This is a genomic window from Sphingobium sp. D43FB, from assembly GCF_002312805.1.
In the GTDB taxonomy this organism is placed as follows: domain Bacteria; phylum Pseudomonadota; class Alphaproteobacteria; order Sphingomonadales; family Sphingomonadaceae; genus Sphingobium.
On record NZ_NMUA01000006.1, the window covers coordinates 174,477 to 199,652 of the forward strand.

Annotated in this window: 18 protein-coding genes and 1 tRNA gene; 12 read left to right on the top strand and 7 right to left on the bottom strand. The window is 62.0% G+C overall.

The window, feature by feature from the left end:
* Positions 1–2 precede the first annotated feature (2 nt).
* Positions 3–668 (bottom strand): guanylate kinase, encoded by a 666-nt coding sequence (gmk, locus tag SxD43FB_RS07780; protein ID WP_096061662.1) that lies wholly within the window; start codon positions 666–668, stop codon positions 3–5.
* A 61-nt stretch (positions 669–729) separates the two neighbouring features.
* Between gmk and SxD43FB_RS07785 the strand changes: the two genes are divergently transcribed.
* Positions 730–1,299: a DUF2585 domain-containing protein gene (locus tag SxD43FB_RS07785; RefSeq protein ID WP_096061663.1), complete on the top strand. Its 570-nt coding sequence runs from the start codon at positions 730–732 to the stop codon at positions 1,297–1,299.
* On the opposite strand, the gene SxD43FB_RS07790 is transcribed toward SxD43FB_RS07785, so the two are convergent.
* Both SxD43FB_RS07790 and fumC read right to left on the bottom strand, forming a co-directional pair.
* Positions 1,296–1,655 carry a hypothetical protein gene (locus SxD43FB_RS07790; protein ID WP_096061664.1) on the bottom strand — a complete coding sequence of 120 codons (360 nt, stop codon included), beginning with the start codon at positions 1,653–1,655 and terminating at the stop codon, positions 1,296–1,298. The two genes, SxD43FB_RS07785 and SxD43FB_RS07790, sit on opposite strands and share 4 nt — an antisense overlap.
* 49 nt (positions 1,656–1,704) lie before the next feature.
* Positions 1,705–3,090 carry a class II fumarate hydratase gene (gene fumC / locus SxD43FB_RS07795; RefSeq protein WP_096061665.1) on the bottom strand — a complete coding sequence of 462 codons (1,386 nt, stop codon included), beginning with the start codon at positions 3,088–3,090 and terminating at the stop codon, positions 1,705–1,707.
* A gap of 31 nt (positions 3,091–3,121) precedes the next feature.
* Here fumC and SxD43FB_RS24680 point away from each other — a divergent pair, with 31 nt between their 5' ends.
* The 5 genes from SxD43FB_RS24680 to fabI all read left to right on the top strand — a co-directional run bounded on the left by SxD43FB_RS24680 (position 3,122) and on the right by fabI (position 8,702).
* Complete coding sequence (locus tag SxD43FB_RS24680; RefSeq protein WP_141249474.1) at positions 3,122–3,313, top strand: hypothetical protein; 192 nt, start codon at positions 3,122–3,124, stop codon at positions 3,311–3,313.
* A gap of 252 nt (positions 3,314–3,565) precedes the next feature.
* A complete protein-coding gene (locus SxD43FB_RS07800) occupies positions 3,566–5,323 on the top strand; it encodes an alpha/beta fold hydrolase (protein WP_096061666.1) in 1,758 nt (585 codons plus the stop codon).
* Between the two features lie 3 nt (positions 5,324–5,326).
* Positions 5,327–6,745: a bifunctional enoyl-CoA hydratase/phosphate acetyltransferase gene (locus SxD43FB_RS07805; protein ID WP_096061667.1), complete on the top strand. Its 1,419-nt coding sequence runs from the start codon at positions 5,327–5,329 to the stop codon at positions 6,743–6,745.
* Positions 6,742–7,932: an acetate/propionate family kinase gene (locus tag SxD43FB_RS07810; RefSeq protein WP_096061668.1), complete on the top strand. Its 1,191-nt coding sequence runs from the start codon at positions 6,742–6,744 to the stop codon at positions 7,930–7,932. Before SxD43FB_RS07805 ends, SxD43FB_RS07810 begins: the two co-directional genes overlap by 4 nt.
* The gene (gene fabI, locus SxD43FB_RS07815; RefSeq protein WP_096061669.1) at positions 7,929–8,702 is read left to right on the top strand and encodes an enoyl-ACP reductase FabI; all 774 of its coding nucleotides are present in this window, start codon (positions 7,929–7,931) and stop codon (positions 8,700–8,702) included. The genes SxD43FB_RS07810 and fabI overlap by 4 nt, the downstream gene beginning before the upstream one ends.
* Before the next feature lie 16 nt (positions 8,703–8,718).
* On the opposite strand, the gene SxD43FB_RS07820 is transcribed toward fabI, so the two are convergent.
* On the bottom strand, positions 8,719–11,367 hold the full coding sequence (locus SxD43FB_RS07820) for an HAD-IC family P-type ATPase (protein ID WP_255245635.1): 2,649 nt from the start codon (positions 11,365–11,367) through the stop codon (positions 8,719–8,721).
* A 415-nt stretch (positions 11,368–11,782) separates the two neighbouring features.
* Positions 11,783–11,857 (bottom strand) — tRNA-Gly (locus tag SxD43FB_RS07825).
* A gap of 350 nt (positions 11,858–12,207) precedes the next feature.
* Between SxD43FB_RS07825 and paoA the strand changes: the two genes are divergently transcribed.
* The 5 genes from paoA (at position 12,208) to SxD43FB_RS07855 (ending at position 23,427) form a co-directional block, all read left to right on the top strand.
* Entirely contained in the window at positions 12,208–12,846 is a 639-nt protein-coding gene (paoA, locus tag SxD43FB_RS07835) for an aldehyde dehydrogenase iron-sulfur subunit PaoA (RefSeq protein WP_096061672.1), read from the top strand.
* A complete protein-coding gene (locus SxD43FB_RS07840) occupies positions 12,843–13,799 on the top strand; it encodes a xanthine dehydrogenase family protein subunit M (protein WP_096061673.1) in 957 nt (318 codons plus the stop codon). The genes paoA and SxD43FB_RS07840 overlap by 4 nt, the downstream gene beginning before the upstream one ends.
* Complete coding sequence (paoC, locus tag SxD43FB_RS07845) at positions 13,796–16,003, top strand: aldehyde oxidoreductase molybdenum-binding subunit PaoC (RefSeq protein WP_096061674.1); 2,208 nt, start codon at positions 13,796–13,798, stop codon at positions 16,001–16,003. The genes SxD43FB_RS07840 and paoC overlap by 4 nt, the downstream gene beginning before the upstream one ends.
* 246 nt (positions 16,004–16,249) lie before the next feature.
* Positions 16,250–22,684, top strand: coding sequence for a calcium-binding protein (locus tag SxD43FB_RS07850; RefSeq protein WP_176482701.1), 6,435 nt, complete (start codon positions 16,250–16,252; stop codon positions 22,682–22,684).
* A gap of 65 nt (positions 22,685–22,749) precedes the next feature.
* Positions 22,750–23,427, top strand: a complete 678-nt coding sequence (locus SxD43FB_RS07855; protein ID WP_096061676.1) for a peptidylprolyl isomerase — start codon at positions 22,750–22,752, stop codon at positions 23,425–23,427.
* A 3-nt stretch (positions 23,428–23,430) separates the two neighbouring features.
* On the opposite strand, the gene SxD43FB_RS07860 is transcribed toward SxD43FB_RS07855, so the two are convergent.
* Entirely contained in the window at positions 23,431–23,667 is a 237-nt protein-coding gene (locus SxD43FB_RS07860; protein ID WP_096061677.1) for a DUF2061 domain-containing protein, read from the bottom strand.
* A 114-nt stretch (positions 23,668–23,781) separates the two neighbouring features.
* Here SxD43FB_RS07860 and SxD43FB_RS07865 point away from each other — a divergent pair, with 114 nt between their 5' ends.
* On the top strand, positions 23,782–24,522 hold the full coding sequence (locus tag SxD43FB_RS07865) for a DUF72 domain-containing protein (protein ID WP_096061678.1): 741 nt from the start codon (positions 23,782–23,784) through the stop codon (positions 24,520–24,522).
* Positions 24,523–24,855: 333 nt separating this feature from the next.
* Here the strand turns inward: SxD43FB_RS07865 and SxD43FB_RS07870 are convergent, their stop codons facing one another.
* On the bottom strand, positions 24,856–25,041 hold the full coding sequence (locus SxD43FB_RS07870) for a PspC domain-containing protein (protein WP_069065503.1): 186 nt from the start codon (positions 25,039–25,041) through the stop codon (positions 24,856–24,858).
* Between the last annotated feature and the right edge of the window lie 135 nt (positions 25,042–25,176).

Sequence of the window (25,176 nt, forward strand, 5' to 3'; positions counted from 1 at the left end):
TATTAATCGTCCTGGTGATAGCGGCCCAGGCGACGGATGAAGCCGATGAGGCCGGTCTGGCGGCTGCGCTTCATGCGTTCGGCATGCAAGATGGTCTGCACCCGGCTGAAACAATCATCGGCATCCACATTGCACAGCACATAATCATAGCCGTCCCAATGCGCGATTTCGCCCGCCGCGCGGGCCATGCGGCCTTCGATCACGGCGTTGCTGTCGGTCCCGCGCCCGCGCAGGCGGCGTTCCAGTTCCTCCATCGAGGGCGGCAGGATGAAGATGCGGACCACATCGCCCCCGGCGATCTGGTGCAACTGCTGCGCGCCCTGCCAATCGATGTCGAACAGCACGTCCTTGCCGGACTTGAGCATCGCTTCCACCGGGGCGCGGGGCGTGCCGTAGCGCTGGCCAAAGACATGTGCCCATTCGAGAAATTCATGGTCGGCCGTCATCTGGCGGAAGTCTTCCAGATCGACGAAATGATAATCCTTGCCATCGACCTCGCCCGGCCGCATCGGCCGGGTGGTGGCGGAGACAGACATGGATAGGTCCGGCTCGGCGGCGAGCAATTTGCGCGCGATCGTGGACTTGCCCGCGCCCGAAGGCGAGGACAGAACGAAGAGAACGCCACGGCGCTGGAAATCGGGCGTTTCGATCGGGATATGCTCGGCCATGGCCGCTAGTGACGCTTGGGACAGGCTTTGGCAAGAGGCCGGATGACGGAAGGAACAGGATATGCGCCGCAAGCACGCCGCCAATCGTCGGGGTTTCATCCTTGCGGGGCTGATCGTCGTGATGACCGGCGTCATCCTCTTCCTGATGCAAAGGCCGCCAATTTGCGCCTGTGGCACCGTGGAATTATGGCATGGCGCGCTCGATAGCGGCAATAGCCAGCATGTCGCGGACTGGTATAGCCTCAGCCATATCATCCATGGCTTTCTCTTTTACGGCGGCACCTGGATGGTGCTGCGGCGGCGACCCATCGGCATTCGGCTGGCCGTCGCGGTGGCGATCGAGTCGGCGTGGGAAATTCTCGAAAATTCACCGATCATCATCGACCGGTATCGCACTGCGACGATCGCGCTTGGCTATTCGGGCGATTCGATCCTCAATTCTGTGAGCGACATCGGCATGATGGCCTTGGGCTTCCTATTCGCATCGCGCGCGCCGGTCTGGCTGACGGTCGTGGTCGGCGTCGGGTTCGAGCTATTGGCGCTCGCCGTCATCCGCGACAATCTGACGCTCAATATCCTGATGCTGACCTGGCCGATCGACGCGGTGCGCGACTGGCAGGCCGCGCTCTAGCCTTCGCGGGCCTTGCGCGCCTTATCGATCGGGATCGGTTCGGCTGGGGTCGGCTCGGCGCTAAGGTCGGGCAGCAATTTGGTGGCGCGCTTGCGGTCGGCTTCGCGCTTCGCCTCATACAGCTTGCCCGCCATATAGGCACCGGTGACAAACAGCGCCCCGGCCGGGAACCGCATAATGACCCGCTTGGCCCCCATGCCTGCGACCAGCCCCAATATGCCGGCCTTGCCTGTTGCTGCGGCTACACGCGTCGCCACGACGGTTGCGCCGACGCGGGCGACCTTTCGCAATATGCCTGCGCGCTTGGGCGAACGGACGGTGACGAGCGAGGCGGAGGGGGTGCGCAGCTTCTTCATAGAGGGTTAATGTATCGGAGGCCCACGGGTTCCACCAGTGCCATATGGATCACACCATATTTTCCGGGCGCACCAGCGCGTCGAAGGTCGCCTCGTCCACCAGCCCCAGTTCCAGCCCGGCTTCCTTAAGCGTCTGACCGGTCTTGTGGGCCTGTTTGGCGATCGCTGCTGCCTGGTCATAGCCGATCGCAGGCGCCAGCGCCGTGACCAGCATCAGCGACCGATCGACCAGTTCGGCGATCCGCGCCTCATTCGCCTCCAGCCCCTCGACGCAACGTTCGGCGAAACTGTCCATGCCGACCGCAAGCAGATGGATCGAGCGCAGCACCGCCGCGCCGATCATCGGCTTGAACACATTGAGTTCCAGATGGCCCTGCATGCCCCCCACGGTCACCGCCTGATGATTGCCGATCACCTGCGCGGCCACCATCGTCAGCATTTCGCATTGGGTCGGGTTGACCTTGCCCGGCATGATCGAGCTACCAGGCTCATTGGCGGGCAGGTCCAACTCGCCAAGGCCAGAGCGCGGGCCGGAACCGAGCAGGCGGATGTCATTGGCGATCTTGGTCAGCGCGACCGCAAGCGTGGCGAGAGTCGAGGAGAGGTGAACCAGCGGATCGTTGGAGGCCAGCGCCTCGAACTTATTGTCGGCCGTGCGGAACGGCAGGCCGGTGATCGCCGCAATCTCCGCCGCGACCGCGACGTCGAAGCCTTTGGGTGCATTCAGCCCCGTGCCGACCGCCGTGCCACCCTGCGCCAGCGCCATCATGCCGTGCATCACGGCCGGTTCGATGCGGCTTTTTGCGCGATAGAGCTGATGCGCATAGCCCGAAAATTCCTGCCCCAGCGTCAGCGGGGTCGCATCCTGCAAATGGGTGCGACCGATCTTGACGATGCTTGCCCAGGCCTGCGCCTTGGCATCGAGCGCGGCGTGCAGCCGGTCGAGCGCGGGAAACAGCGCTTTCACGGCCGCCAAGGCCGCCGCGATATGCAGCGCGGTGGGAAAGCTGTCGTTGGAGGATTGGCCGAAGTTCACACCGTCGTTGGGATGCACCGGCACCTTGCCGCCACGCGTGCCGGTCAGCGCTTCATTGGCGATCCCGGCGATCACTTCATTGACGTTCATATTGGTCTGGGTGCCGCTGCCGGTCTGCCAGATGACGAGCGGAAACTGATCGTCATACTCCCCCGCCGCCACCGCCGCCGCCGCCGCCTCGATCGCATCGGCATGCGTGGCGTCCAGCCCATGGTGCCGGTTCACGCGCGCCGCCGCCTGCTTCACGATCGCCATGGCATGGACAATGCCGATCGGCATCCGCTCGGTGTCGCCGAACGGGAAATTCTCCATGCTCCGCTGCGTCTGCGCGCCCCAATAGGCGGTAGCGGGAACGTCGATCGGGCCGATACTGTCGGTTTCGGTACGGGTGGCGGGCATGGGGCACTCCGATTTTTTGATAATTGTTCGCATGGACCAGATCCCCATCTGGGGCGGCGGCGCGCAAATCCAAGGCCTTTGCTACGGGAAGCGTGGCCTCCATCACCATAATGGATGTGCCCAAGCCAAGCTCTACACCCGCTGGATGGATGGCCTTATCGCATCAGAACATATTCCAACTTTAATAAAAATTGCTCATATCAATGTGAATAATAATCTATGAAGCATAGTATGATAATAAATACGCTTACGTTAAATGATGCCGATATATTTGCGAAAATCCTCGCAGAGCGTCACGATCGTCACTCTATCGTGGTAACTACTTATAGCGTCCGAAGTCGGATCTTCATACGCGGTCTGCAAGCGCCGGGCGATAGGATCGTGCATCGCAGCAAGCCGATGATCCGGCGATCCCGCACCCGGAAGCCGCTTTGGTTCGGGGCTTGGTCACCGTTCGCGATTGGAACCATCTTTGATGACATATGACAGCCGCTACCCTGGCAATGATCCGCTCGACGGCATCGCGGACTCGATGGACCAAGCGGCCGGTGCGATGATCGCGCAGGCGACGCATGGCCTTTCTCCGGCGACCATGTTTCTGGCGAGCGCGGACTGGGCGATGCATCTTGCTTCCTCGCCCGGCAAGCAGATGCAACTGGCCGCGAAAATGGGCCGGAAATATCTGCGCCTGTTCGATTATATGGCGCGCAGCGCGGGCAATCCCGACGCGGCTCCCGCTATCGAGCCGCTGCCGCAGGACCGGCGCTTTTCCGACCCGGCCTGGCAACAGCCGCCGTTCAATTTTTTGACCCAGGCCTTCCTGCTCAACCAGCAATGGTGGCATGCCGCGACGACCAGCATCGGCGGCGTGTCCAAGGCGCATGAAGCGCAGACGTCCTTTGCGGCGCGACAGATGCTGGACATGTTCGCTCCCACCAATTTCCTCGCCACCAATCCGGTGCTGCAGCGCAAGATCGTGGAAACGGGCGGCAAATGCCTGATCGATGGCCTGAATCACATGGCGCAGGACATGCAGCGCCAGGCGCGGGGCGAGCCGCCGGTGGGTGCCGAGGCGTTCCGGGTCGGCGAAACCGTCGCCGCGACCCCAGGCAAGGTCGTGTGGCGCAACCATCTGATCGAACTGATCCAATATGCGCCGACCACCGAGCAGGTCCGTCCCGAACCGATCCTGATCATGCCCGCCTGGATCATGAAATATTATATTCTCGACCTGTCGCCGGAAAATTCGCTGGTCCGCTGGCTGACGGGTCAGGGCTATACCGTGTTCATGATCTCCTGGCACAATCCCACCAGCGAAGACCGCAATCTCGACCTCGACGCCTATCGTCGCCTGGGCGCGATGGCCGCGCTGGATGCCGTTGGCGCCATCACCGGCAGCGCGAAGATCCATGGCGTGGGCTATTGTCTGGGCGGCACGCTGCTCGCCATTGCCGCTGCCGCCATGGCGCGAGAGGGGGATGAGCGGCTGGCCAGCATCACGCTGCTGGCGGCGCAGACGGAGTTCAGCGAACCGGGCGAACTCGGCCTCTTCATCGACGAATCGCAACTGGCCATGCTCAACAATCTGATGTCGACGCGCGGCTATCTCGACAGCGCGCGAATGGGCGGCGCATTCCAGATATTGCGGTCCAACGATCTCGTCTGGTCGCAGATACTCCAGACCTATCTCATGGGAGAACGCCCGCCGATGAACGACCTCATGGCCTGGAATGCCGACGGCACGCGCATGCCCTATGCGATGCACGGCGAATATCTGACCCGTCTGTTCCTCAATGATGAACTGGCCGAAGGCAAGTTCGCGGTCGATGGCCGCACGATCGCCCTGTCCGCGATCCGCGCGCCCTTGTTCGTGGTCGGGACCGAGCGGGATCATGTCGCGCCTTGGCGATCGGTTCACAAGATCCATTTGGCGACCGGGGCCGAAACCACCTTCGTCCTGACCAGCGGCGGGCATAATGCCGGTATCGTATCCGAACCGGGCCATGCGAGGCGACGCTATCACGTCCTGACGCGAGAGGCTGATGGTGCCGCCCTCGCGCCGGATGAATGGTTTGCGGTCGCCCCGCGCAAGGAAGGGTCATGGTGGCCCGAATGGGGGCACTGGCTGGACGCGCGTTCGGGCGAGCCCCAGCCGCCGCCATCGATGGGCGCGCCTGACAAGGGCTATCCGACGCTCGGCGATGCGCCTGGCCTCTATGTTCTGGAGAAATAATCCATGACCGATGTCGAGATCGAGAACCGGACCTTTGCCGAAATCAAGGTCGGCGATACCGCCAGCGTCACCCGCACGCTGTCGCTCAAGGATATTCAGTTGTTCGCGCTGGTGTCGGGCGATGTGAACCCGGCCCATCTCGACAGCGAATTTGCCGAGACGGATTTTTTCCGCCGCATCATCGCCCATGGCATGTGGGGGGCGGGCCTGCTGTCGGCCGTGCTGGGCACCGAGTTACCGGGCCCTGGCACCATCTATCTCGGCCAGTCGCTGCGGTTCCTGCGCCCGGTGGGCGTCGGCGATCATATCACTGCCTCCGTCACCGTCACCGCCACGCAGCCCGATCGCAGCATCGTCCTGCTCGACTGCCGCTGCGTGAACCAGAATGGCGAGACGGTCATCACCGGCGAGGCGGAGGTGAAGGCCCCGACCGACAAGATCCGCCGTCCGCGCATCGCCCTGCCCGACATCCGGCTATCCGATCATGATGGCTATAACCGCCTGATCGAGGCGGCGTCGGGCCATCCCGTGACGACGGCGGTGGCGCATCCCTGCTCGGCCGCCGCCATTGCCGCTGCGGTCGAAGCGGCCGAGGCCGGGTTGATCGTGCCCATCCTGGTCGGTCCAGAGGCCCGCATCCGTCAGGCCGCCGAGGAAGCGGGGAAGGACATCAGCGCCTTTCGCATCGTGCCGAGCATTCACAGCCATGACTCCGCCGCGAAGGCCGTCGAACTGGTACGCTCCGGCGAAGCGCGGCTGCTGATGAAGGGGTCGCTCCACACCGACGAACTCATGGGCGCGATCGTGTCCCGCGCGACCGGCCTGCGCACCGAACGGCGGATCAGCCATGCCTATGTCATGGACGTTCCGGGTCACCCCAATCCCCTGATCATCACCGACGCGGCGATCAACATCGCCCCCACGCTGGAGGACAAGGCCGACATCATCCGCAATGCGATCGACCTCGCCCATGTCCTGGGCCAGGCCGAACCCAAGGTGGCGATCCTGTCGGCGGTCGAGACGGTGACCCCCTCCATGCCATCGACGCTCGATGCAGCGGCCCTGTGCAAGATGGCCGACCGGGGCCAGATCACCGGCGGGCTGCTCGATGGCCCGCTGGCGTTCGACAATGCCGTCAGCGAAGCGGCCGCACGGGAAAAGGGCATCGTCTCGCCCGTCGCGGGCCGTGCGGATATATTGGTCGTGCCCAATATCGAAGCGGGCAATATGCTGGCCAAGCAGCTGACCTTCCTGGGCGGGGCGGATGCCGCAGGGGTCGTGCTGGGCGCGCGGGTACCGATCATCCTGACCAGTCGCGCCGACAGCCTGCGCACCCGGCTGGCCTCCTGCGCCGTGGCGGTCCTCCTGGCCGTCGCGGCGACCAAGGCCGCGCCGGGCCTGCCGGAGGGCGCACCTGCATGAAAGCCGTCGTCAGCATCAATTCCGGCTCGTCGAGCATCAAGTTCGCGCTGTTCACGCTGGAGGACGGGCGCTCTCCCACGCTATCGGCGGGCGGCAAGATCGAGCGGATCGGCATCGCCCCGCGCATCGCCATCCGCACGGCGGATGGGGGCGTGATCCACGATCATGACTGGGCGGATGGCGCGGCGCTCAGCCATGCTGCGCTGCTCGACTATCTGATCGACTGGGCGACCACGCATCTCGAAGGACGCGAGGTGATCGGCATTGGCCACCGGGTCGTTCATGGCGGCATGGAGTTTGCGACACCCCGGCTGGTGGACCCGGCGTTGCTCGACAAGCTCGATGCCCTGTGCGCGCTCGCTCCGCTGCACCAGCCGCACAATCTGGCGGCGATCCGCGCCATTGCCGCCCTTCGGCCCGACATCCCGCAGGTCGCCTGTTTCGATACCGCCTTCCATCATGACAAGCCGGAGATCGCGTCGCGCCTCGCTTTGCCGCGCGCGCTGCATGATCAGGGTATCAGGCGCTATGGTTTCCACGGCCTGTCCTATGAATATATCGTCCATCGCCTGACGCACATCGATCCGGCCCTGGCCAGGGGCAGGGTCATAGCCGCGCATCTCGGCAATGGCGCCAGCCTCTGCGCGATCCGCGACGGGCGCAGTATCGACACGACCATGGGCTTCACCGCGCTCGACGGGCTGATGATGGGAACGCGCTGCGGCGCGATCGACCCCGGCGTCGTGCTGCACCTCCAGACGCATAGGGGCATGAGCGCGCAGGCGGTGGAGGATATGCTCTACCGCCAGTCCGGCCTGCTCGGCGTCTCCGACCTGTCGAGCGACATGCGCACCCTGTCGGAAAGCGCCGATCCGCACGCCGAAGAGGCGATCAGCCTGTTCGCGTGGCGTGCCGCCAAGGAAGCCGGCGCGTTGACCGCATCGCTGGGCGGGCTGGACGGCATCGTCTTCACTGCCGGTATCGGCGAACATCATGCCGATATCCGCAGCCGGATCTGCCGACAGCTTGCATGGCTGGGCATCGAACTGGACGAAAGCGCCAACAGCGCGAACCAGCCCGTCATCAGCACGGCGGGCAGCCGGGTGACGGTCCGCGTGATCCCCACCGACGAAGAGCGTATGATCGCCCTGCACATAATGAATCTTTTGCTTGGAGATGCCGCATGACCCCTCTTGTCGACCTTCGCGGGAAACGCGGCCTCATCATCGGGATCGCCAATGAACAGAGCATCGCGGCCGGATGCGCGGCAGCGTTCGCGCAATGCGGCGCGCGGCTGGCCGCCACCTATCTCAACGACAAGGCGCAGGACTGGGTTTTGCCGGTCACCGAACGTAATGGCATGGAATGGACCGCGCCATGCGACGTCCGCGTGCCGGGCGATCTGGAGCGGCTGTTCGACCAGGTTCGCGAACGCTGGGGCGGGCTCGACTTCCTGCTGCACTCCATCGCCTTTGCGCCGAAGGATGACCTGCACGGACGGGTCACCGATTGCAGCGCGGAGGGCTTTGCGCTGGCCATGGACGTGTCCTGCCACAGCTTTCTGCGCATGGCGAAGCTGGCCGAACCGCTGATGACCGAAGGGGGCTGCCTGCTCTGCGTGACCTTTTACGGCTCCGAACGGGTGGTCGATCATTATAATCTGATGGGGCCGGTAAAGGCCGCGCTCGAAAGCGCCACCCGCTATCTCGCGGCCGAACTGTCACCCGCCGGCATCCGCGTCCATGCCATTTCGCCAGGACCGATCGCGACCCGCGCGGCCAGCGGCATCGACCGGTTCGATGCCTTGCTCGAACAAGCCGCCGCGCTCGCCCCGAAGGGCGAACTTGTCGAGGTGAGCGATGTCGGCAACCTGGCCGCCTTCCTCGTCAGCGACGCGGCAAAGCGCATTACCGGCACGGTGATCCCGGTCGATAACGGACAGCATCTGCACGCCTGACATACGGACTTGCCCGTCAGGCCCGCAATTCCTTGAACCAGCCCAAGCGGCGCATCAGCCGCTTTTCGCCTTCGAGCAGTAGAAACAGGGCGATGCCGACCAGGACGATCAAGCCGCCATCGCGCAGCGTGAGCGGGCGACTGTCGAACAGCCGGTTGAGGACAGGCAGATAGGTGAAGGCAAGCTGCGCGGTCACGACCGCGCCAATGGCGATCAGGACCGGCCGGGTGCCCAGAACGCCGCGCCATGTCAGCGAACGCATATGCAGGAAGCGGACGTTGAACAGATAGAATATCTCCGCAACGACCAGCATGTTGACGACCATGGTGCGGGCTACCTCGATACTGCGTCCTTCGGCCAGGGTGAAGAAGACACCCAGCGTCGTGCCCGCAAACAGGATCGAGACGATGATCACCCGCCACAGCAGGAAGGGCGACAAAAGGGGCGCGTCGGCGGCGCGGGGTGGGCGCTGCATGACGCCGGGCTCGGCCGGCTCGAATGCCAGCACTAGCCCCAGGCTGACGGCGGTGACGAGATTGATCCACAGGATTTGCGTCGCCGTCATCGGCAGCGTGAAGCCAACCAGAATCGCGAGGATGACCGCCACGGACTCGCCACCATTGGTCGGCAGCGTCCAGGAAATGACCTTGCGGATATTGTCGTAGACCGTTCGCCCTTCATGGACGGCAGCCACGATGGACGCGAAATTATCGTCCAGAAGCACCATCTCCGACGCTTCACGCGCGGCCTCCGTGCCTTTGAGGCCCATCGCCGTCCCCACATCGGCCTGTTTGAGCGAGGGCGAGTCATTCACCCCATCGCCCGTCATCGCGACGATCGCGCCGTTCGCCTGCAGCGCCCGGACGATGCGCAATTTATGTTCCGGGCTGGTGCGGGCGAAGACGGCGATATGCGGGACCATGGCCTGCAATTGCGCGTCGGACAGGGGGTCGAGATCGGCGCCGGTCATGGCCTTGGGATCGTCGGCCAGGTCGAGTTGCCGGGCGATCGCCAGGGCGGTCGCGACATGGTCGCCGGTGATCATTTTCACGTCGATACCGGCCGAACGGCACTCCGCGATCGCGCGCACCGCTTCTGCGCGCGGCGGGTCGATAAAGCCCATCAGGCCCAGAAATTCGACACCCGTTTCAAGGTCGGAGAAGGCCAGCCGTTCGCTGCCATGCGCCAGCCGCTTGGTCGCGAAACCCAGCACCCGCTCGCCAGCCGCCGCCGCACTTGCGATCTGGTCATCCCAATGCGCGCTGGAAGCCTTGCCCTGCGCCATCGCCAGCAAGGCTTCGGGTGCCCCCTTGATGAAGGCGACCGGCTCTCCGTCGGGACTGCGATGCAGGGTCGCCATAAAGCGATAGGCGGCGTCGAACGGTATCTCATCCAGCCGTGCCCATTCGCCACGGGCATGATCGGGACTGAAGCCCGCTTTCATCGCCAGCGCCGCCAGCGCGCCCTCCATGGGATCGCCCTCGACATGCCAGTCGCCAGACTCCTCGCGTAACTGGGCATCGTTGCACAGGAGGCCGCAGCGGATGATGGCGCTTGCCGCCGCAATCGCGGTCGCATCATCATCGTGATTTTCGGCGGTCAGCGCGCCGTGGGGGGCATAGCCCGACCCGCTCACCAGCAGGTGATGGTCATCGATGAAGATATGCCGAACGGTCATCTCGTTGCGGGTGAGGGTGCCGGTCTTGTCGGTGCAGATGACTGACGTCGCGCCCAGCGTTTCGACGGCGGGCAGCTTGCGGATCACCGCCTTGCGCCCGGCCATGCGCTGGACCCCGATCGCCAGCGTAATCGTGATGACCGCGGGCAGGCCTTCGGGGATCACGCCGACCGCAACGGCGACGACGGCGATCAGCGCATCGTCCCAGGCGAAGTCCCGCACAAGCACGGCAAAAGCGAACAACAGGACAGCCGCACCCAGCATGGCCCAGGTGAAGCGGCTCGCGAAGTGGTTGATCTGCCGCAGCAACGGCGTCGTGAGCGTCTCGACGCCGCCGAGCAATCCGCTGATATGCCCGATCTGGGTCCGCGCGCCTGTGGCGACGACAACCGCCGTCGCCTGACCCGTCGTCACCATCGTGCCGGAAAAGGCCATGTTGTGACGATCGCCCAGCGCCGCATCGGCGGCAACCGGCGGTTCATGCTTTTCCGACGTGACGGACTCGCCGGTCAACAGCGCTTCGTCGATCTTCAATCCGCGCGCGCGCAGGATGCGCATGTCGGCGGGCACCCGGTCACCCGCCTCAAGGATGACGATATCGCCTGGAACCAAAACCGCGACATCGACCGTCTGGCGCGCGCCATCCCGCAATACCGTCGCATGAGGAGCAATCAGATCGCGGATCGCGCCCAGCGCCCGCTCAGCCTTCCCTTCCTGGACGAAGCCGACGATCGCATTGGCGACCACCACCGCGGCGATCACGGCCGCGTCGACGACATGGCCCAGCAACAGCGCCGCGCCCGCCGCCGCGAGCAGGAAATAGATAAGCGCGCTGTTGAACTGCGCCAGGAACCGCAGCACGGGATGCACCGTGGCGGGCGGCGGCAGGCTGTTCGGCCCGAATGTGACCAGGCGGCGATCAACCTCGTCCCGACCAAGGCCGGTTTTGTGACACGCCAATAGGCGAAGCACATCATCTTCGGGCAGGGCATGCCATTCGAGCTGCTGATCGGTCAGTGCATCTACTCCCGTGAGTGGCCACGACTAACCGATTCCGGTTCAGACCTGCATAGGGGACAATACGCATGTCCCGGTCATAGGACTATCGTGACGTCTGTTCGGGCGTATCACTTCGCGGGCTCGTAATAGGAGAGGCTACCTCGCCTTGGGGTGGCCTATCGCGCATTTCTCACGCCAGCTTTAATAGCGTGTGGGGAGAGCTTCAACGAAAGCACCGCAAGGCCGAAGACCTGGCCGCCAAGGGGCAACCCATCCACATCGTCCGCGAAACAGACTTTCGCGAGCTGGTTTCGCTGGCTTAACCTTGAACAAGTCCGCTCCCCCAATGTTTCCCCGAAGGGAAAATTGAAGGGCAAAAATCGCTGCTAAGTCATTGAAATTCTGGAGCGGGCGAAGGGATTCGAACCCTCGACCCCAACCTTGGCAAGGTTGTGCTCTACCCCTGAGCTACGCCCGCTCTGGCGGCCGGAGGATGTGTCCCTCTCGGCGGGTGGCGGGGAACTAGCAGCGCTTTTGAGGATCGGCAAGGGGAGAATTGCACAAATATGAAATTCCTTGCTGCAACAGCGGAAAAGCCTGGTTTTCCGCCACTTTCGCCCCGTTCGACGTCCTCGGCCGCCTCGCGCGCCCAGCGCAAAAATGTGAAACCCTTGTCCGACTCGCTGTCCGGCTATCGCGCTGGTCCTGCCGCCCTGGCAATAGGTGCGCTTGCGCTGCCGCGCCTTGTCGATCATATTTCCTGTATCGGCAGGGATCATTTGCCGCCGCCCTTCGTATGACAGCCGATAGCAGAAGAAAGGGACCGCCATGCCGTCCGACCAGATCACCCGCCGGGGCATGTTGCGCGGTGGAACGACCATTGCCGCGGCCACGCCATTTCTTTCCAGCGCGCAGGCGGCACAGCCCGCCGCCGCTTCCTCTCGCGAAGGAACCCCGATGATCCCGGTGGAATTGACCGTCAATGGTCGCGAAGCGCATTTGCAGCTCGATCCGCGCACCAGCCTGCTTGACGCGCTGCGCGAGCATCTGCACCTCACCGGCACCAAGAAGGGGTGCGACCATGGCCAGTGCGGCGCTTGCACGGTCATCGTCGAAGGGCGACGCATCAATAGCTGCCTGACGCTCGCTGTCATGCATGATGGCGAGGCGATCACGACGATCGAAGGGCTGGGCACACCCGACAAGCTGCACCCGATGCAGCGCGCCTTCATTACGCATGACGGCTATCAATGCGGCTATTGCACGCCGGGCCAGATTTGCTCCGCCGTCGCCGTGCTGGAAGAAATCGAGGCGGGCATCCCCAGTCATGTCACCGATGATCTCGACAAGGTCGCGCTGACCGACGCCGAACTGCGCGAGCGGATGAGCGGCAATATCTGCCGCTGCGCCGCCTATCCCAACATCATCGCCGCCATGAACGACGTGGCCGGGGGAGCCAAGGCATGAAGCCCTTTACCTATAGCCGCGCAACCAGCGCGCAGGAGGCGGCGAAGATGGCGGCCTCGACCCAGGGCGCGCGCTTCATTGCGGGCGGCACCAACCTGCTCGACCTGATGAAGCTGCAGATCGAGACGCCCACGCATCTGATCGACGTCAATCCGCTGAAGCTCGATCAGATAGAGAAGACCGCCGATGGCGGGCTGCGCATCGGTGCGCTGGTGCGCAATACCGATCTGGCCGCCGACAAGGTGGTGCGGCGCGATTATGGCGTGCTGAGCCGCGCCTTGCTGTCGGGCGCATCCGGGCAGTTGCGCAACAAGGCGACCACGGCGGGCAATCTGCTGCAACGCACCCGCTGCCCCTATTTCTACGACACGCGCATGCCCTGCAACAAGCGCAAGCCGGGCAGCGGCTGCGGTGCATTGCAGGGCATGAGCCGCAACCTCGCCATTTTGGGCGTGAGCGATGCCTGTATCGCCCAGCATCCGAGCGACATGGCGGTAGCGATGCGGCTGCTGGACGCGACGGTGGATACGGTCGGCGCGGATGGCGCGGTCCGGTCGATCCCGATCGCGGACTTCCACTTGCTGCCCGGTGATACGCCCCATGTCGAAACGGCGCTGAAAGCCGGGGAGATCATCACATCGGTCACCCTGCCCAAGCCGATCGGCGGCACCCATGTCTATCGCAAGGTGCGCGACCGTTCCTCCTATGCCTTCGCGCTGGTGTCGGTGGCGGCGGTGTTCGGCAAGAATGGCGCGTCGCGCTTTGCCTTTGGCGGGATCGGCGCAAAGCCCTGGCGCGCGGCCGATGCGGATGCGGCGGCCGGGTCCGGCGCAAAGGCAGTGGCAGAGGCCGCGCTGGCGGGCGCACGCACGACGCATCATAATGATTTCAAGAAGAAGCTGGTCGAACAGACACTTACGTCGCTCTATCGGCAGAAGGAGGCACGGGCATGAAGTTCGATACGCCCGCCGGGTTGAACCCGATCGACAAGGGCCGGGTCGTGGGCAAGGCCCATGACCGGATCGACGGCGCTGCGAAGGTGACCGGCACCGCCCCCTATGCCTATGAGCGGCATGATGCTGCGCCCAATGCCGCCTATGGCTGGATGGTCGGGTCGGGCATTGCCAAGGGGCGTATTGCCGCCATGGACCTGCGCGCGGCCGAGGCTGCGCCCGGCGTTCTGGGTATCGTCACGCACGCCAATGCGGGAAAGCTCGGCAAGGGCAGCATGAATACCGCGCCCCTGCTGGGTGGGCCGCAAATCGACCATTATGATCAGGCGGTTGCGCTGGTCATCGCCGATACCTTCGAAAATGCGCGCGACGCCGCCAAGCTGGTGCGGATCGATTACACCAACGAAGGCGGGAAGTTCGATCTGGCCGCCGAGCGGGCCAATGCGGTCAAGCCACCCGAAGGCGGCTTTGGCGGGTCACCCGATACGGCGGTCGGCGATTTCGACGGCGCGTTCGCCAAAGCGGCGGTCAAGGTCGATCAGAATTACTCCACCCCCGACCATAGCCACGCAATGCTGGAGCCGCATGCCTCCACCGCGGCGTGGAATGGCGATAAGCTAACGCTGTGGACGTCTAACCAGATGATCGCCTGGACTGTGGGCGATGTCGCCAAGACATTGGGCATTCCCAAGGCGAATGTCCGGCTGGTGTCGCCCTATATCGGCGGCGGCTTCGGGGCCAAGCTGTTCCTGCGCGCCGATGCGCTGCTGGCGGCGCTGGGCGCCAGGCAGGTCGGACGTCCGGTCAAGGTGGCGCTCGCGCGGCACCAGATCCCCAACAACACCACCCATCGCCCGGCGACGATCCAGCGCATCCGCATCGGCGCGGACAAGGATGGCGTGATCGACGCGATCGGCCATGAAGTCTGGTCGGGCGATCTGCCCGGTGGCGGGCCGGAAACGGCGGCGCAACAGACGCGGCTGCTCTATCGCGGTGCCAATCGTATGACCGCACACCGGCTGGCGACGCTCAACCTGCCCGAAGGCAATGCGATGCGCGCGCCGGGCGAGGCGGTCGGCCTGCTCGCGCTGGAAGTCGCGATGGACGAACTGGCGGAAGCCTGCGGCGTCGATCCGGTCGAACTGCGCATTCGCAACGATGTGCAATATGATCCTGAAGCAGGCACGCAGCGGCCTTTCTCCAGCCGCAAGCTGGTGGAGTGCATGCGCGCAGGGGCCGAGCGTTTCGGCTGGAACAAGCGTCAGGCAAAGCCGGGCCAGGTGCGCGATGGGCGCTGGATGGTCGGCATGGGCGTGGCCTCTGCGTTCCGCAACAATCTGGTCGGCAAATCGGGCGCGCGGATCGGCGTCGATGCCAAGGGGCAGGTGATCGTCGAAACCGACATGACCGACATCGGCACCGGCAGCTATACGATCATCGCCCAAACGGCGGCCGAGATGATGGGCGTGCCATTGGAAGCCGTCACCGTCCGCTTGGGCGACAGCCGCTTTCCCGTCTCGGCTGGGTCCGGTGGGCAATGGGGGGCGAACAGCTCGACGGCGGGCGTCTATGCCGCCGCCATGGCGTTGCGCGCGAAACTCGCGGAGAAGGCGGGCTATCCTGTCGATCAGGCCGAGTTCGAGGAGGGCCTGGTCCGTCACGAGAACAAGTCCCAGACGCTGGCGACGCTCGCCGGGCGTGAAGGTGTGTGGGCCGAAGACAGTATCGAATTCGGCGATCTCGACAAACGCTATGCGCAGGCGACGTTCGGCGCGCATTTCTGCGAAGTCGGCGTCGATATCGACACGGCCGAAGTGCGTATCCGCCGCATGGGCGGGGCGTTCGCGGCCGGGCGCATCCTCAACCCCAAATCCGCGCGCAGCCAGGTCATCGGCGCGATGACCATGGGGGCGGGATCGGCGCTGATGGAGGCGCTGGACGTCGATACCCGCTTCGGCTTCTTCGTCAATCACGACATGGCCGAATATCTGGTGCCGGTCCATGCAGACATCCCCGAACAGGATGTGTTGTTCATCGAAGAGCTGGACGATAAGAGTTCGCCGATGAAGGCCAAGGGTGTGGGCGAATTGGGTATTTGCGGCGCGGGCGCAGCGGTGGCCAACGCCATCTATAACGCGACCGGCATCCGCATCCGCGACTATCCGCTTACCATCGATAAATTGCTCAAGGCGCGGGCGGCCTGATCAGCCTGCGCATCGAGGAGAAGATGTGATCTTCCCTCGACTGGGGAGAGGCATGATTTTTCTGTTCTGTCATTGGCTTGCGGAAGCCGGTGGCAGTCGCGCTGTGCGTGGGAAGCCCCGCCAACACATTGATTATGTCCAATCCATGCTATAGTTTTGGTCTTTCCCTGCGCTATCCCCACCCTGTTTTTATAGGTGGGGTTAACTCGACGGCAACATTGCTCGATCGAGGTGCAGGAGGGAATGATGGCGACTATTATTGGCGACAATCTGCCGAATACGCTCACTGGCACAATCGACCCTGATGAAATTTATGGCGGCGGCGGCGATGATGTCATTTCCGGCGGCTTGGGCGATGATTCCCTCTATGGTGAGGATGGCAATGACACGATCAACGGCGATAGCGGCGATGATCTGATCGACGGCGGCGTCGGCAACGACATATTGAATGGCGGCGATGGTAATGATGAGATCATCACTGGTGTCGGCAACGACATTGTCGATGGGGGCAATGGCGCCGACTATATCGTTATAGGGTCATCGCTGAATGCCGCCGACCGCATCAATGGCGGTACCGGCAGTGACGTCGACATATTGTCGATATCGGGCATCTACGCCAATTCCATCCTCTTCGACGCTGATACGGTGCGCGGGGTCGAGCGTTTTTCGATCGGTTCGGGGCAAGTGCGTCTGACATTGCATGCCATGACTGACGTGCGATGGATCGACGCGGGATCACAACTGCAAACCGATTTCCTGCACCTGAATGCGACTGCGGCGACCAATGCCATGATCATCACCGGCGGCGCAGGCGATGATATCATCACCGGCGGCAGCGGCGATGATGTGATCAACGGGGGGCTGGGTCAGGATATGCTGGTCGGTGGCGCGGGCAACGACCAGATCATCGGTGGCCTGGATGGGGACATGCTGACCGGCGGGGCAGGCAATGATATCTTCACCCTGACCTACAACACGCCGCGTTCGGATTCCTCACCTTCCACCATCGACATCATTACCGATTTCGAAGGCGCTGGCGTAACCGGCGGCGACAAGATCGACCTGCCCTCCTACGCCTATGGCCGGGGCATTGCATTCAACGCGACTCCGATCAATTTCACCTTCGTCATTGGCGGTGGCGCGTCGGGCGTGCAGTTGCCCGCCGAACTGGTTGGCGATGGCTTTGCCGATGTGTCGTGGAAGCATGATGCCGTCAACAATCGTGTCGAACTATGGGTCGATGTCGATGACAACGGGCAGTTTTCCGAACTTGATATCTACACCTATATCAACGGCATCACATCGCTGACGCAGGAGGATTTCACCGACAGCTTCCCGATCTGGCGCGGGACTGTCGGCGGGGACTCGCTCCTGGCAAGCGCCGGAAACATTATCGCTTATGGTCTGGGCGGCAATGATACGATGCGGGGCGGGGACGGAAACGACACGCTCTATGGGGGCGATGGTGCCGACGTGCTGCGGGGCGGCAACGATAATGACACGCTGTATGGCGATGCCGGGAATGACACGCTGTACGGGGATGCAGGCAACGACACGCTCTATGGGGGCGCTGGCGACGATGTGATGTCGGGCGGCGCGGGGTCCGACACGCTGTATGGCGAGGATGGCGACGATGTGATGACCGCAGGCACGGCGGGCGGTCTTGTGGACGGGGCCAACGGGAACGACCAGTTGACCGGTGGGGCAGGGAACGATGCCCTTTATGGCGGTACAGGCAACGACATTATCACTGGCGGGGCAGGTGCGGATTCTATTTTTGGGCAGTCGGATGACGACATGCTCGACGGTGGCATCGGCAACGACGATGTGCGCGGTGACGATGGCAATGACACGGTCAATGGCGGCGATGGCAATGACCGGGTGTCGGGGGAAGGTGGCATCAACATCATCAATGGCGGTGCGGGTGATGATACGGTGTATGTTGGCATGGAGGCCAATGCACGGGACACCGCTACGGGCGGCACCGGTGTCGACCTGTTTCGACTAGGGCGCGAGAGCGCAGCACCAGGCAGCCTGACCACACCGCATGTCATCACCGATTTCAGCCGGATCGAGGGCGACAAGCTCAAATTGGCGTTCGATCCCTATACGAACGGCACTTATGGCTATACCAACGTGCCGCTGGTGTTCCGGGGCGAATTGTCATCGTCGCTCTATTATGATGGCGCGCCTTTGCCGGGGGCTGACCTTGGCACGGGCTTTGTCCAGGTGTGGTGGAGCCGGGTTGGCGCAGGCGGCAGCGCGAAGACGGTGCTGATCATCGACAGCGACCGAGACCTGACGCTGAGCGGCTCGGACTATGTGGTCGAGTTCGCACCTGGCACCATTGCCGACATCCAACTGACGGACTTCATCGATAACCCCTTCCGCACCTATGCCGGGACGGCCGGTGACGACAGCCATCATGGCGATGCCAGCAATAATTTCATCTATGGGCTGCTGGGCAATGATAGCCTGTGGGGCGATGGCGGCAGCGATACGATCGCCGGTGGCGCAGGCATCGACACGCTTCATGGCGAAGACGGCAATGACATTCTCTATGGCGGGGACGATGCCGATAGCCTCTACGGCGGGAACGACAATGACACGCTGTACGGCGATGCTGGGAACGACACGCTGTACGGGGATGCGGGCAACGACACGCTCTATGGTGGCGCTGGCGATGATGTGATGTCAGGCGGCGCGGGGTCTGACTCGTTGTATGGCGAGGATGGCGACGATGTGATGACCGCAGGTACGGCGGGCGGTCTTGTGGACGGGGCCAGCGGGAACGACCAGTTGACCGGTGGGGCAGGGAACGATGCCCTTTATGGCGGTACAGGCAACGACATTATCACTGGCGGGGCAGGTGCGGATTCTATTTTTGGGCAGTCGGATGACGACATGCTCGACGGTGGCATCGGCAATGACGATGTTCGCGGTGACGATGGCAATGATACGGTCAATGGTGGCGATGGCAACGACCGGGTGTCGGGGGAAGGTGGCATCAACATCATCAATGGCGGTGCGGGTGATGATACGGTGTATGTTGGCATGGAGGCCAATGCACGGGACACCGCTACGGGCGGCACCGGTGTCGACCTGTTTCGACTAGGGCGCGAGAGCGCCGCACCAGGCAGCCTGACCACACCGCATGTCATCACCGATTTCAGCCGGATCGAGGGCGACAAGCTCAAATTGGCGTTCGATCCCTATACGAACGGCACTTATGGCTATACCAACGTGCCGCTGGTGTTCCGGGGCGAATTGTCATCGTCGCTCTATTATGATGGCGCGCCTTTGCCGGGGGCTGACCTTGGCACGGGCTTTGTCCAGGTGTGGTGGAGCCGGGTTGGCGCAGGCGGCAGCGCGAAGACGGTGCTGATCATCGACAGCGACCGAGACCTGACGCTGAGCGGCTCGGACTATGTGGTCGAGTTCGCACCTGGCACCATTGCCGACATCCAACTGACGGACTTCATCGATAACCCCTTCCGCCGGATCGTCGGCACGCCGCAGGCGAATGAGTTTATCGACACGGACGAAGCCAATATCTATTATGGTGTCGATGGCGACGATCTGATTGTCGGCAATGGCGGTAATGACGAGCTGCATGGCGGCAATGGCGACGACACCATCTCCGGTGGTCAAGGCAATGACTATATCGTCGGCGGCGCAGGTGATGATACTATAACCAGCGGCGCCGGGACCGACACCATCTATGGTGACGATGGCAATGACATCGTCCATGGTGGTGATGATGCCGACACCATTTATGGCGGAGCAGGCAGCGACCAACTGCATGGCGAGTTCGGTGCCGATACGCTCTATGCACAGGATGGCAACGACCAAGTCTTTGGCGGCGCGGACAATGACCAGATCTTCGGCGGTCTGGGCGATGACAGCCTCGACGGCGGTGACGGGAACGACACGGTTTATGGAGACGGTGGTGCCGACACCCTGATTGGCGGAGCAGGCGCTGACTGGCTCTATGGCGGCGAAGGCGATGATCTGTTGCTCGGCGGCGAAGGCAATGACATGCTGGACGGTGGCAGCGGCTATGATATCGCCAGCTATGTCGGCAGTAATGTCGCACTGACCATTGATTTGTCCGCCAACAGCATATTCGCGCTTGGCGGCAATATCGGCACGGACACGCTTTCCAGTGTCGAGGGTATTATCGGCTCCGCATTTAACGACGTGCTGACCGGGAATAGCACGGACAACGTCATCGAGGGCGGTGCAGGCAATGACGTCATGGACGGCCGCGATGGCGTCGATACGTTGCGCTATACCAGTGCTACAGCCGGGGTCACACTTTCTCTCGCGCTCACAGGTGCGCAGATCACCGGAGGAGCCGGAACGGATACGGTCACCAATTTCGAGAATATCACGGGGTCTGCCTATAATGACGTGCTGAGTGGATCGTCCGCCAACAATATATTGCTCGGTGGCGGCGGCAATGACAGCCTGGCAGGCGGAGACGGCGAGGATCGGCTGGATGGTGGCGACGGGGCCGACACCGTCCAAGGCGATGCAGGCGATGACCAGATCTTCGGTGGTGCCGGGAATGACAGCCTGTTTGGCGGCGCTGGCCTTGACCAGATTTTCGGCGGCGCAGGCAACGACAGCCTGTCAGGTGGAGCCGACGATGATCGCCTCTATGGGGACGCTGGCGACGATAGTATCGACGGTGGTGACGGCAACGACATCATCCTGGGTGGCGAAGGCAACGACACCATAGACGGCGGCGTCGGCGCGGATGATATGGCAGGCGGCCTCGGCAACGACATCTATATCGTCACGAGCGTCAATGACATGGTCAACGAAGCGGCCGATGAGGGAGTTGACGAGGTGCGCACCAACCTGGCGTCCTATACGCTGGGCGCGCATGTCGAAAATCTGACCGGCACACGCAGCGCAGGGCAAACACTGATTGGCAATAGCCTCGCCAATCGGATCACGGGTACGGGCAGCGCCGACATCCTCAATGGCGGCGGCGGTGCCGACATGATGGTCGGCGGCGCGGGCGATGATCTCTACTATGTCAATGATGCAGGCGACACGATCGTCGAGGCTAACAATGGCGGTAATGATACCGTCAATGCATCGGTGAGCTATTCCCTGGTGGGGATCTTCGTGGAAACGCTGAACCTCGGTGGCACGGCGAATATCAACGGTACTGGAAACGGTTTGGCCAATGTCCTTAATGGCAATAGTGGCAATAATATACTCGCTGCCGGCAGCGGTCACGACACGATCAATGGCGGTGCAGGGCATGACCTACTGGATGGCGGTGCCGGCATGGACATGATGGTCGGCGGTTCGGGAAATGACATTTATATTGTCGACAATGTCGGCGATAACGTGATGGAAGTCGCGGCTCAAGGCACCGATGAGGTTCGGACAAGTCTGTCGACTTATGTCTTGGGAAACCATGTCGAAAAGCTCGTAGGAACAGCTAGTGTTGGGCAGGTCCTAACCGGGAATACCTTAAACAATTCAATTACTGGAACAATATCTAACGATATCATTGACGGTGGTTCTGGCGCGGACATGATGATTGGAGGTTTGGGAAATGACCTCTATCATGTTGATAATGCCGGTGACAAAATAACCGAAGGCGTTGATGGAGGAATTGATAGGGTCATATCTTCAGTCACCTATATGCTTGTCGGGACGCAGGTCGAAAATCTCACCTTGGTCGGCAGTAGCAATATCAATGCGACAGGCAATAATCTCGATAATGCTCTAATGGGCAATGGGGGTTCCAATATTCTGACAGGTGGTGTTGGCAAGGATATGTTGGATGGAGCCGCGGGCGCCGACCGACTGATCGGTGGTGCCGATGACGACATTTACATCGTCGACAATGGGGGTGACCTGGTCATCGAACTGGCAAACCAAGGCGTAGACGAAGTCCGCACCGGCCTTAATGTTTACACGCTGTCGGCCGAAGTGGAAAATCTGGTCGGCATCAGCAGCGGCGGTCAGACTTTAAATGGGAATGTTCTGAACAACGAAATCACAGCGGGGGCGGGAAATGACGTCCTAAATGGCGGGTTTGGTGCTGACATCATGGCTGGGGGCGCAGGTAACGATATTTATTATGTTGATGCAAGTGGCGACAATGTCATTGAAGTCGAGGGTGCAGGTATTGACGGCATTATATCGCATATCACCTATATATTGGTTGGATCTCATGTTGAAAATCTCACTTTAGCTGGGAGCGGAAATATCAATGGGACAGGCAATAATCTTGATAATTTACTGACTGGCAATGCTGGAAACAACAGCCTGATTGGTGGCGTCGGCAATGATAGGCTGTCTGGTGCTGCAGGAATGGATCGGCTGATTGGTGGCGCAGGCCAAGATATGTTCGTATTCGATACGGCGCTTGGTGCCGGCAATGTCGATGTTATTACTGATTTCAATGTGACGGACGATGTGATTTCATTGGCCTCATCGATATTTTCGGCGGCGGGAGCAGCCGGCCAACTCGCGGCGGGCGCTTTCTGTCTCGGCGCGGTTGCGCTCGATGCCAGTGACCGGATCATGTATGATAATGCTACCGGCAACCTCTATTATGATGCCAATGGCAATGCGGCGGGCGGGTCGGTGCTGTTCGCGCAATTGGCTGCCGGGTTGGCGTTGACCAATGCAGATTTCGTGATCGGTTGACGCGGTACGGCCAAATACACCCTGCTGGCGTTGCCAGTCGGGTGTGGGAGCGATAGGCGGACGCTATGATCGTCCGCCTATCGTTATTCCATATCCTTGCACTTGCTCTGGCGCTCTCTTCTGGCCTTGCTACTGCGGCACCGACCAACCGGCCGACGCCCGGCTACACCCGCGTCGCGATCGAGACGTCGGTGGGGACGATCATCGTCGCGGTGGATCAGAAACGCGCGCCGCGCACGGCGGCGAATTTCCTGACCTATGTGGATGATGGTCGGTTTGACGGCGTCACCTTCTACCGCGCCGCGCGGCGAAAAGCCGCGCCGTCGCTGGGGTTGATTCAGGGCGGGATCGACAGCGATGCGCGGCGGTCCTTGCCGCCGGTGGTGCATGAGCCGACGACCCAGACGGGCATACGCCATCTTGACGCGACGCTGTCCATGGCGCGGCCCAACCGGCCCAATTCGGCAATGGGTAATTTCTTCATCACCATCGGCCCGACCCCCACCATGGACGCACGGCCGGGCTATATCGGCTATGCGGCCTTTGGCCATGTTGTCGCGGGGATGGACGTGGTGAAGAAAATCCTCGCTGTCCCGACCTGCTGCGGGACTGGGCCGATGCGGGGGCAAATGATCGTCAAGCCGATCGTCATCCGCCATGCTAAACGTCTTGACGGCAAAGCCAAGCCTACCGGCGGGGTGAAGCCCTGGTTGATCGGCAGGCTACGGAAGCCTGCAAGGTAGCGATCAGGCGAAGGCTGCTTGATCGCGCCGCGACGCCGGATATCCTTCGCGCGGCGGCCGGGCCTGTATCTTCTTCCACGCCTTTTCGTGAAAGAAGAAGGCGACGGCATTGATCACTGGTTCGACCAGCGCAATGCCACCCGCCAGCGCTACTGATCCGGTCATGAGATAGGCGACGGTAAAGCCGACCGTGAGGTGGATGCTGAGATATGTGCCCGTCTTGATGAGGTCCAGCGACATGGGGATGCTCCTTGTTGCGGCCCAGTTAAGAACTATTCGCAAAACGAGCCAACGGCTTTTTCCGCTGGCTCTGATCGGCAGAAGCGATCAGCATCGGCGAAGGAGGACGGAAATATGGCAGGTCGGATCAGGGTGGGCATTGGCGGCTGGGTCTATGCGCCATGGCGTGACAATTTCTATCCCGCCGGGCTGCGGCAGAAAGACGAACTGGCCTATGTCGGGGCGCATCTGACCGCGACCGAGATCAATGCGACCTATTATAGCAGTCAAAAGCCCGCAACTTTCGCGAGCTGGGCGAAGGCCGTGCCCGACAGGTTCCAGTTCGCGGTCAAGGCATCGCGCTACTGCACCAATCGTAAAGTGCTGGCCGAAGCGGGAGACTCGATCGCGAAATTCACGAAACAGGGCATTGTCGAGTTGAGCGATCGGCTGGGTCCGATCTTGTGGCAATTCATGCCGGCCAAGCGGTTCGATCCCGACGACTTCGGCGCGTTCCTGCGCCTGTTGCCTGCCAGCGTCGATGGCGTCGCATTGCGCCATGCGGTCGAGGTGCGGCACGAAAGTTTCGACGATCCTGCTTTTCTGGAGATGGCGCGGGATGCAGGCGTGGCGGTCGTACTGGCCGATCATGACAGCTATCCGGCTATTCAGGGATATGATGTCGGCTTTTCCTATCTGCGGCTGATGCGGACCCAGGCGGAAGAGACGACTGGCTATTCTCCCACAGACATCAACCATTGGACCGATCAGGCGCGGACGCTGGCCAAACAGGGGGACGTCTATGCGTTTGTCATCGGCGGCGCCAAAGAGCGCAACCCTGCTGCGGCCAAGGCGCTGATTGCGGCTTTGGGGTAACAGCACTGTTGCATTTAGTGCAATCGGCATGCCGTGCTTTGCGATTGTTACATAAACATGACAGGCGCATAGGCCCGCAACCCCAAGACGGGAAATAGATGATAACCAAGCAAAGGACATGACCATGCGGCAGGCTTTTCAAGGCGCCGCACTGATCGTAGCCGTCGGCGCACAGATGCTGACTTTCTACTCGGTGCTTTATGCCTGAGCGCGCTTTGCGCTCAACCTTGATCCCGCCATTGCGGGATACGAAAAGGTCGCTTCCGGTATAACCGGAGCGGCCTTTTTACTGTCTGGATGCCGTGTGCTTTGCTGCAATGATTTGCGGCGACATCAACCTTCGGCGAGCCAGCCTGCCAACAGATAAGCCACAACGCCGATGGGTCCGAGCGCACAGAGCGTCAGCAGGACGACGGCGACGCGGATCAATGTCACATCCAGGCCGCTGCGGTTGGACAGGCCCGCACATACGCCCATGATCTTGCCATTGCGACGGTCGAGGGTGAAACTGTTGTTCATGACTTTGGCCCAACTTGAACAGTGCTTTTGGAAAAGGCATTTTTGTTCAATGACATGCACGCACCGGCGCGAGTGTTACCACTACATTTTTGGGTTTGGTTGAGCTTGCAGAGGCTTAGGTTCGCGGCGGCAGTT

Coding starts and splice junctions, on each gene's coding strand:
- SxD43FB_RS07790 (WP_096061664.1), bottom strand. CDS start 1,655: ATGAAGAAGCTGCGCACCCCCTCCGCCTCGCTCGTCACCGTCCGTTCG.
- gmk (WP_096061662.1), bottom strand. CDS start 668: ATGGCCGAGCATATCCCGATCGAAACGCCCGATTTCCAGCGCCGTGGC.
- SxD43FB_RS07860 (WP_096061677.1), bottom strand. CDS start 23,667: ATGTCGCTGGACCTCATCAAGACGGGCACATATCTCAGCATCCACCTC.
- SxD43FB_RS07840 (WP_096061673.1), top strand. CDS start 12,843: ATGAAGCCCTTTACCTATAGCCGCGCAACCAGCGCGCAGGAGGCGGCG.
- SxD43FB_RS07870 (WP_069065503.1), bottom strand. CDS start 25,041: ATGAACAACAGTTTCACCCTCGACCGTCGCAATGGCAAGATCATGGGC.
- SxD43FB_RS07810 (WP_096061668.1), top strand. CDS start 6,742: ATGAAAGCCGTCGTCAGCATCAATTCCGGCTCGTCGAGCATCAAGTTC.
- SxD43FB_RS07805 (WP_096061667.1), top strand. CDS start 5,327: ATGACCGATGTCGAGATCGAGAACCGGACCTTTGCCGAAATCAAGGTC.
- SxD43FB_RS07785 (WP_096061663.1), top strand. CDS start 730: ATGCGCCGCAAGCACGCCGCCAATCGTCGGGGTTTCATCCTTGCGGGG.
- SxD43FB_RS07850 (WP_176482701.1), top strand. CDS start 16,250: ATGGCGACTATTATTGGCGACAATCTGCCGAATACGCTCACTGGCACA.
- fumC (WP_096061665.1), bottom strand. CDS start 3,090: ATGCCCGCCACCCGTACCGAAACCGACAGTATCGGCCCGATCGACGTT.
- SxD43FB_RS07865 (WP_096061678.1), top strand. CDS start 23,782: ATGGCAGGTCGGATCAGGGTGGGCATTGGCGGCTGGGTCTATGCGCCA.
- paoA (WP_096061672.1), top strand. CDS start 12,208: ATGCCGTCCGACCAGATCACCCGCCGGGGCATGTTGCGCGGTGGAACG.
- SxD43FB_RS07800 (WP_096061666.1), top strand. CDS start 3,566: ATGACATATGACAGCCGCTACCCTGGCAATGATCCGCTCGACGGCATC.
- paoC (WP_096061674.1), top strand. CDS start 13,796: ATGAAGTTCGATACGCCCGCCGGGTTGAACCCGATCGACAAGGGCCGG.
- fabI (WP_096061669.1), top strand. CDS start 7,929: ATGACCCCTCTTGTCGACCTTCGCGGGAAACGCGGCCTCATCATCGGG.
- SxD43FB_RS24680 (WP_141249474.1), top strand. CDS start 3,122: ATGGACCAGATCCCCATCTGGGGCGGCGGCGCGCAAATCCAAGGCCTT.
- SxD43FB_RS07855 (WP_096061676.1), top strand. CDS start 22,750: ATGATCGTCCGCCTATCGTTATTCCATATCCTTGCACTTGCTCTGGCG.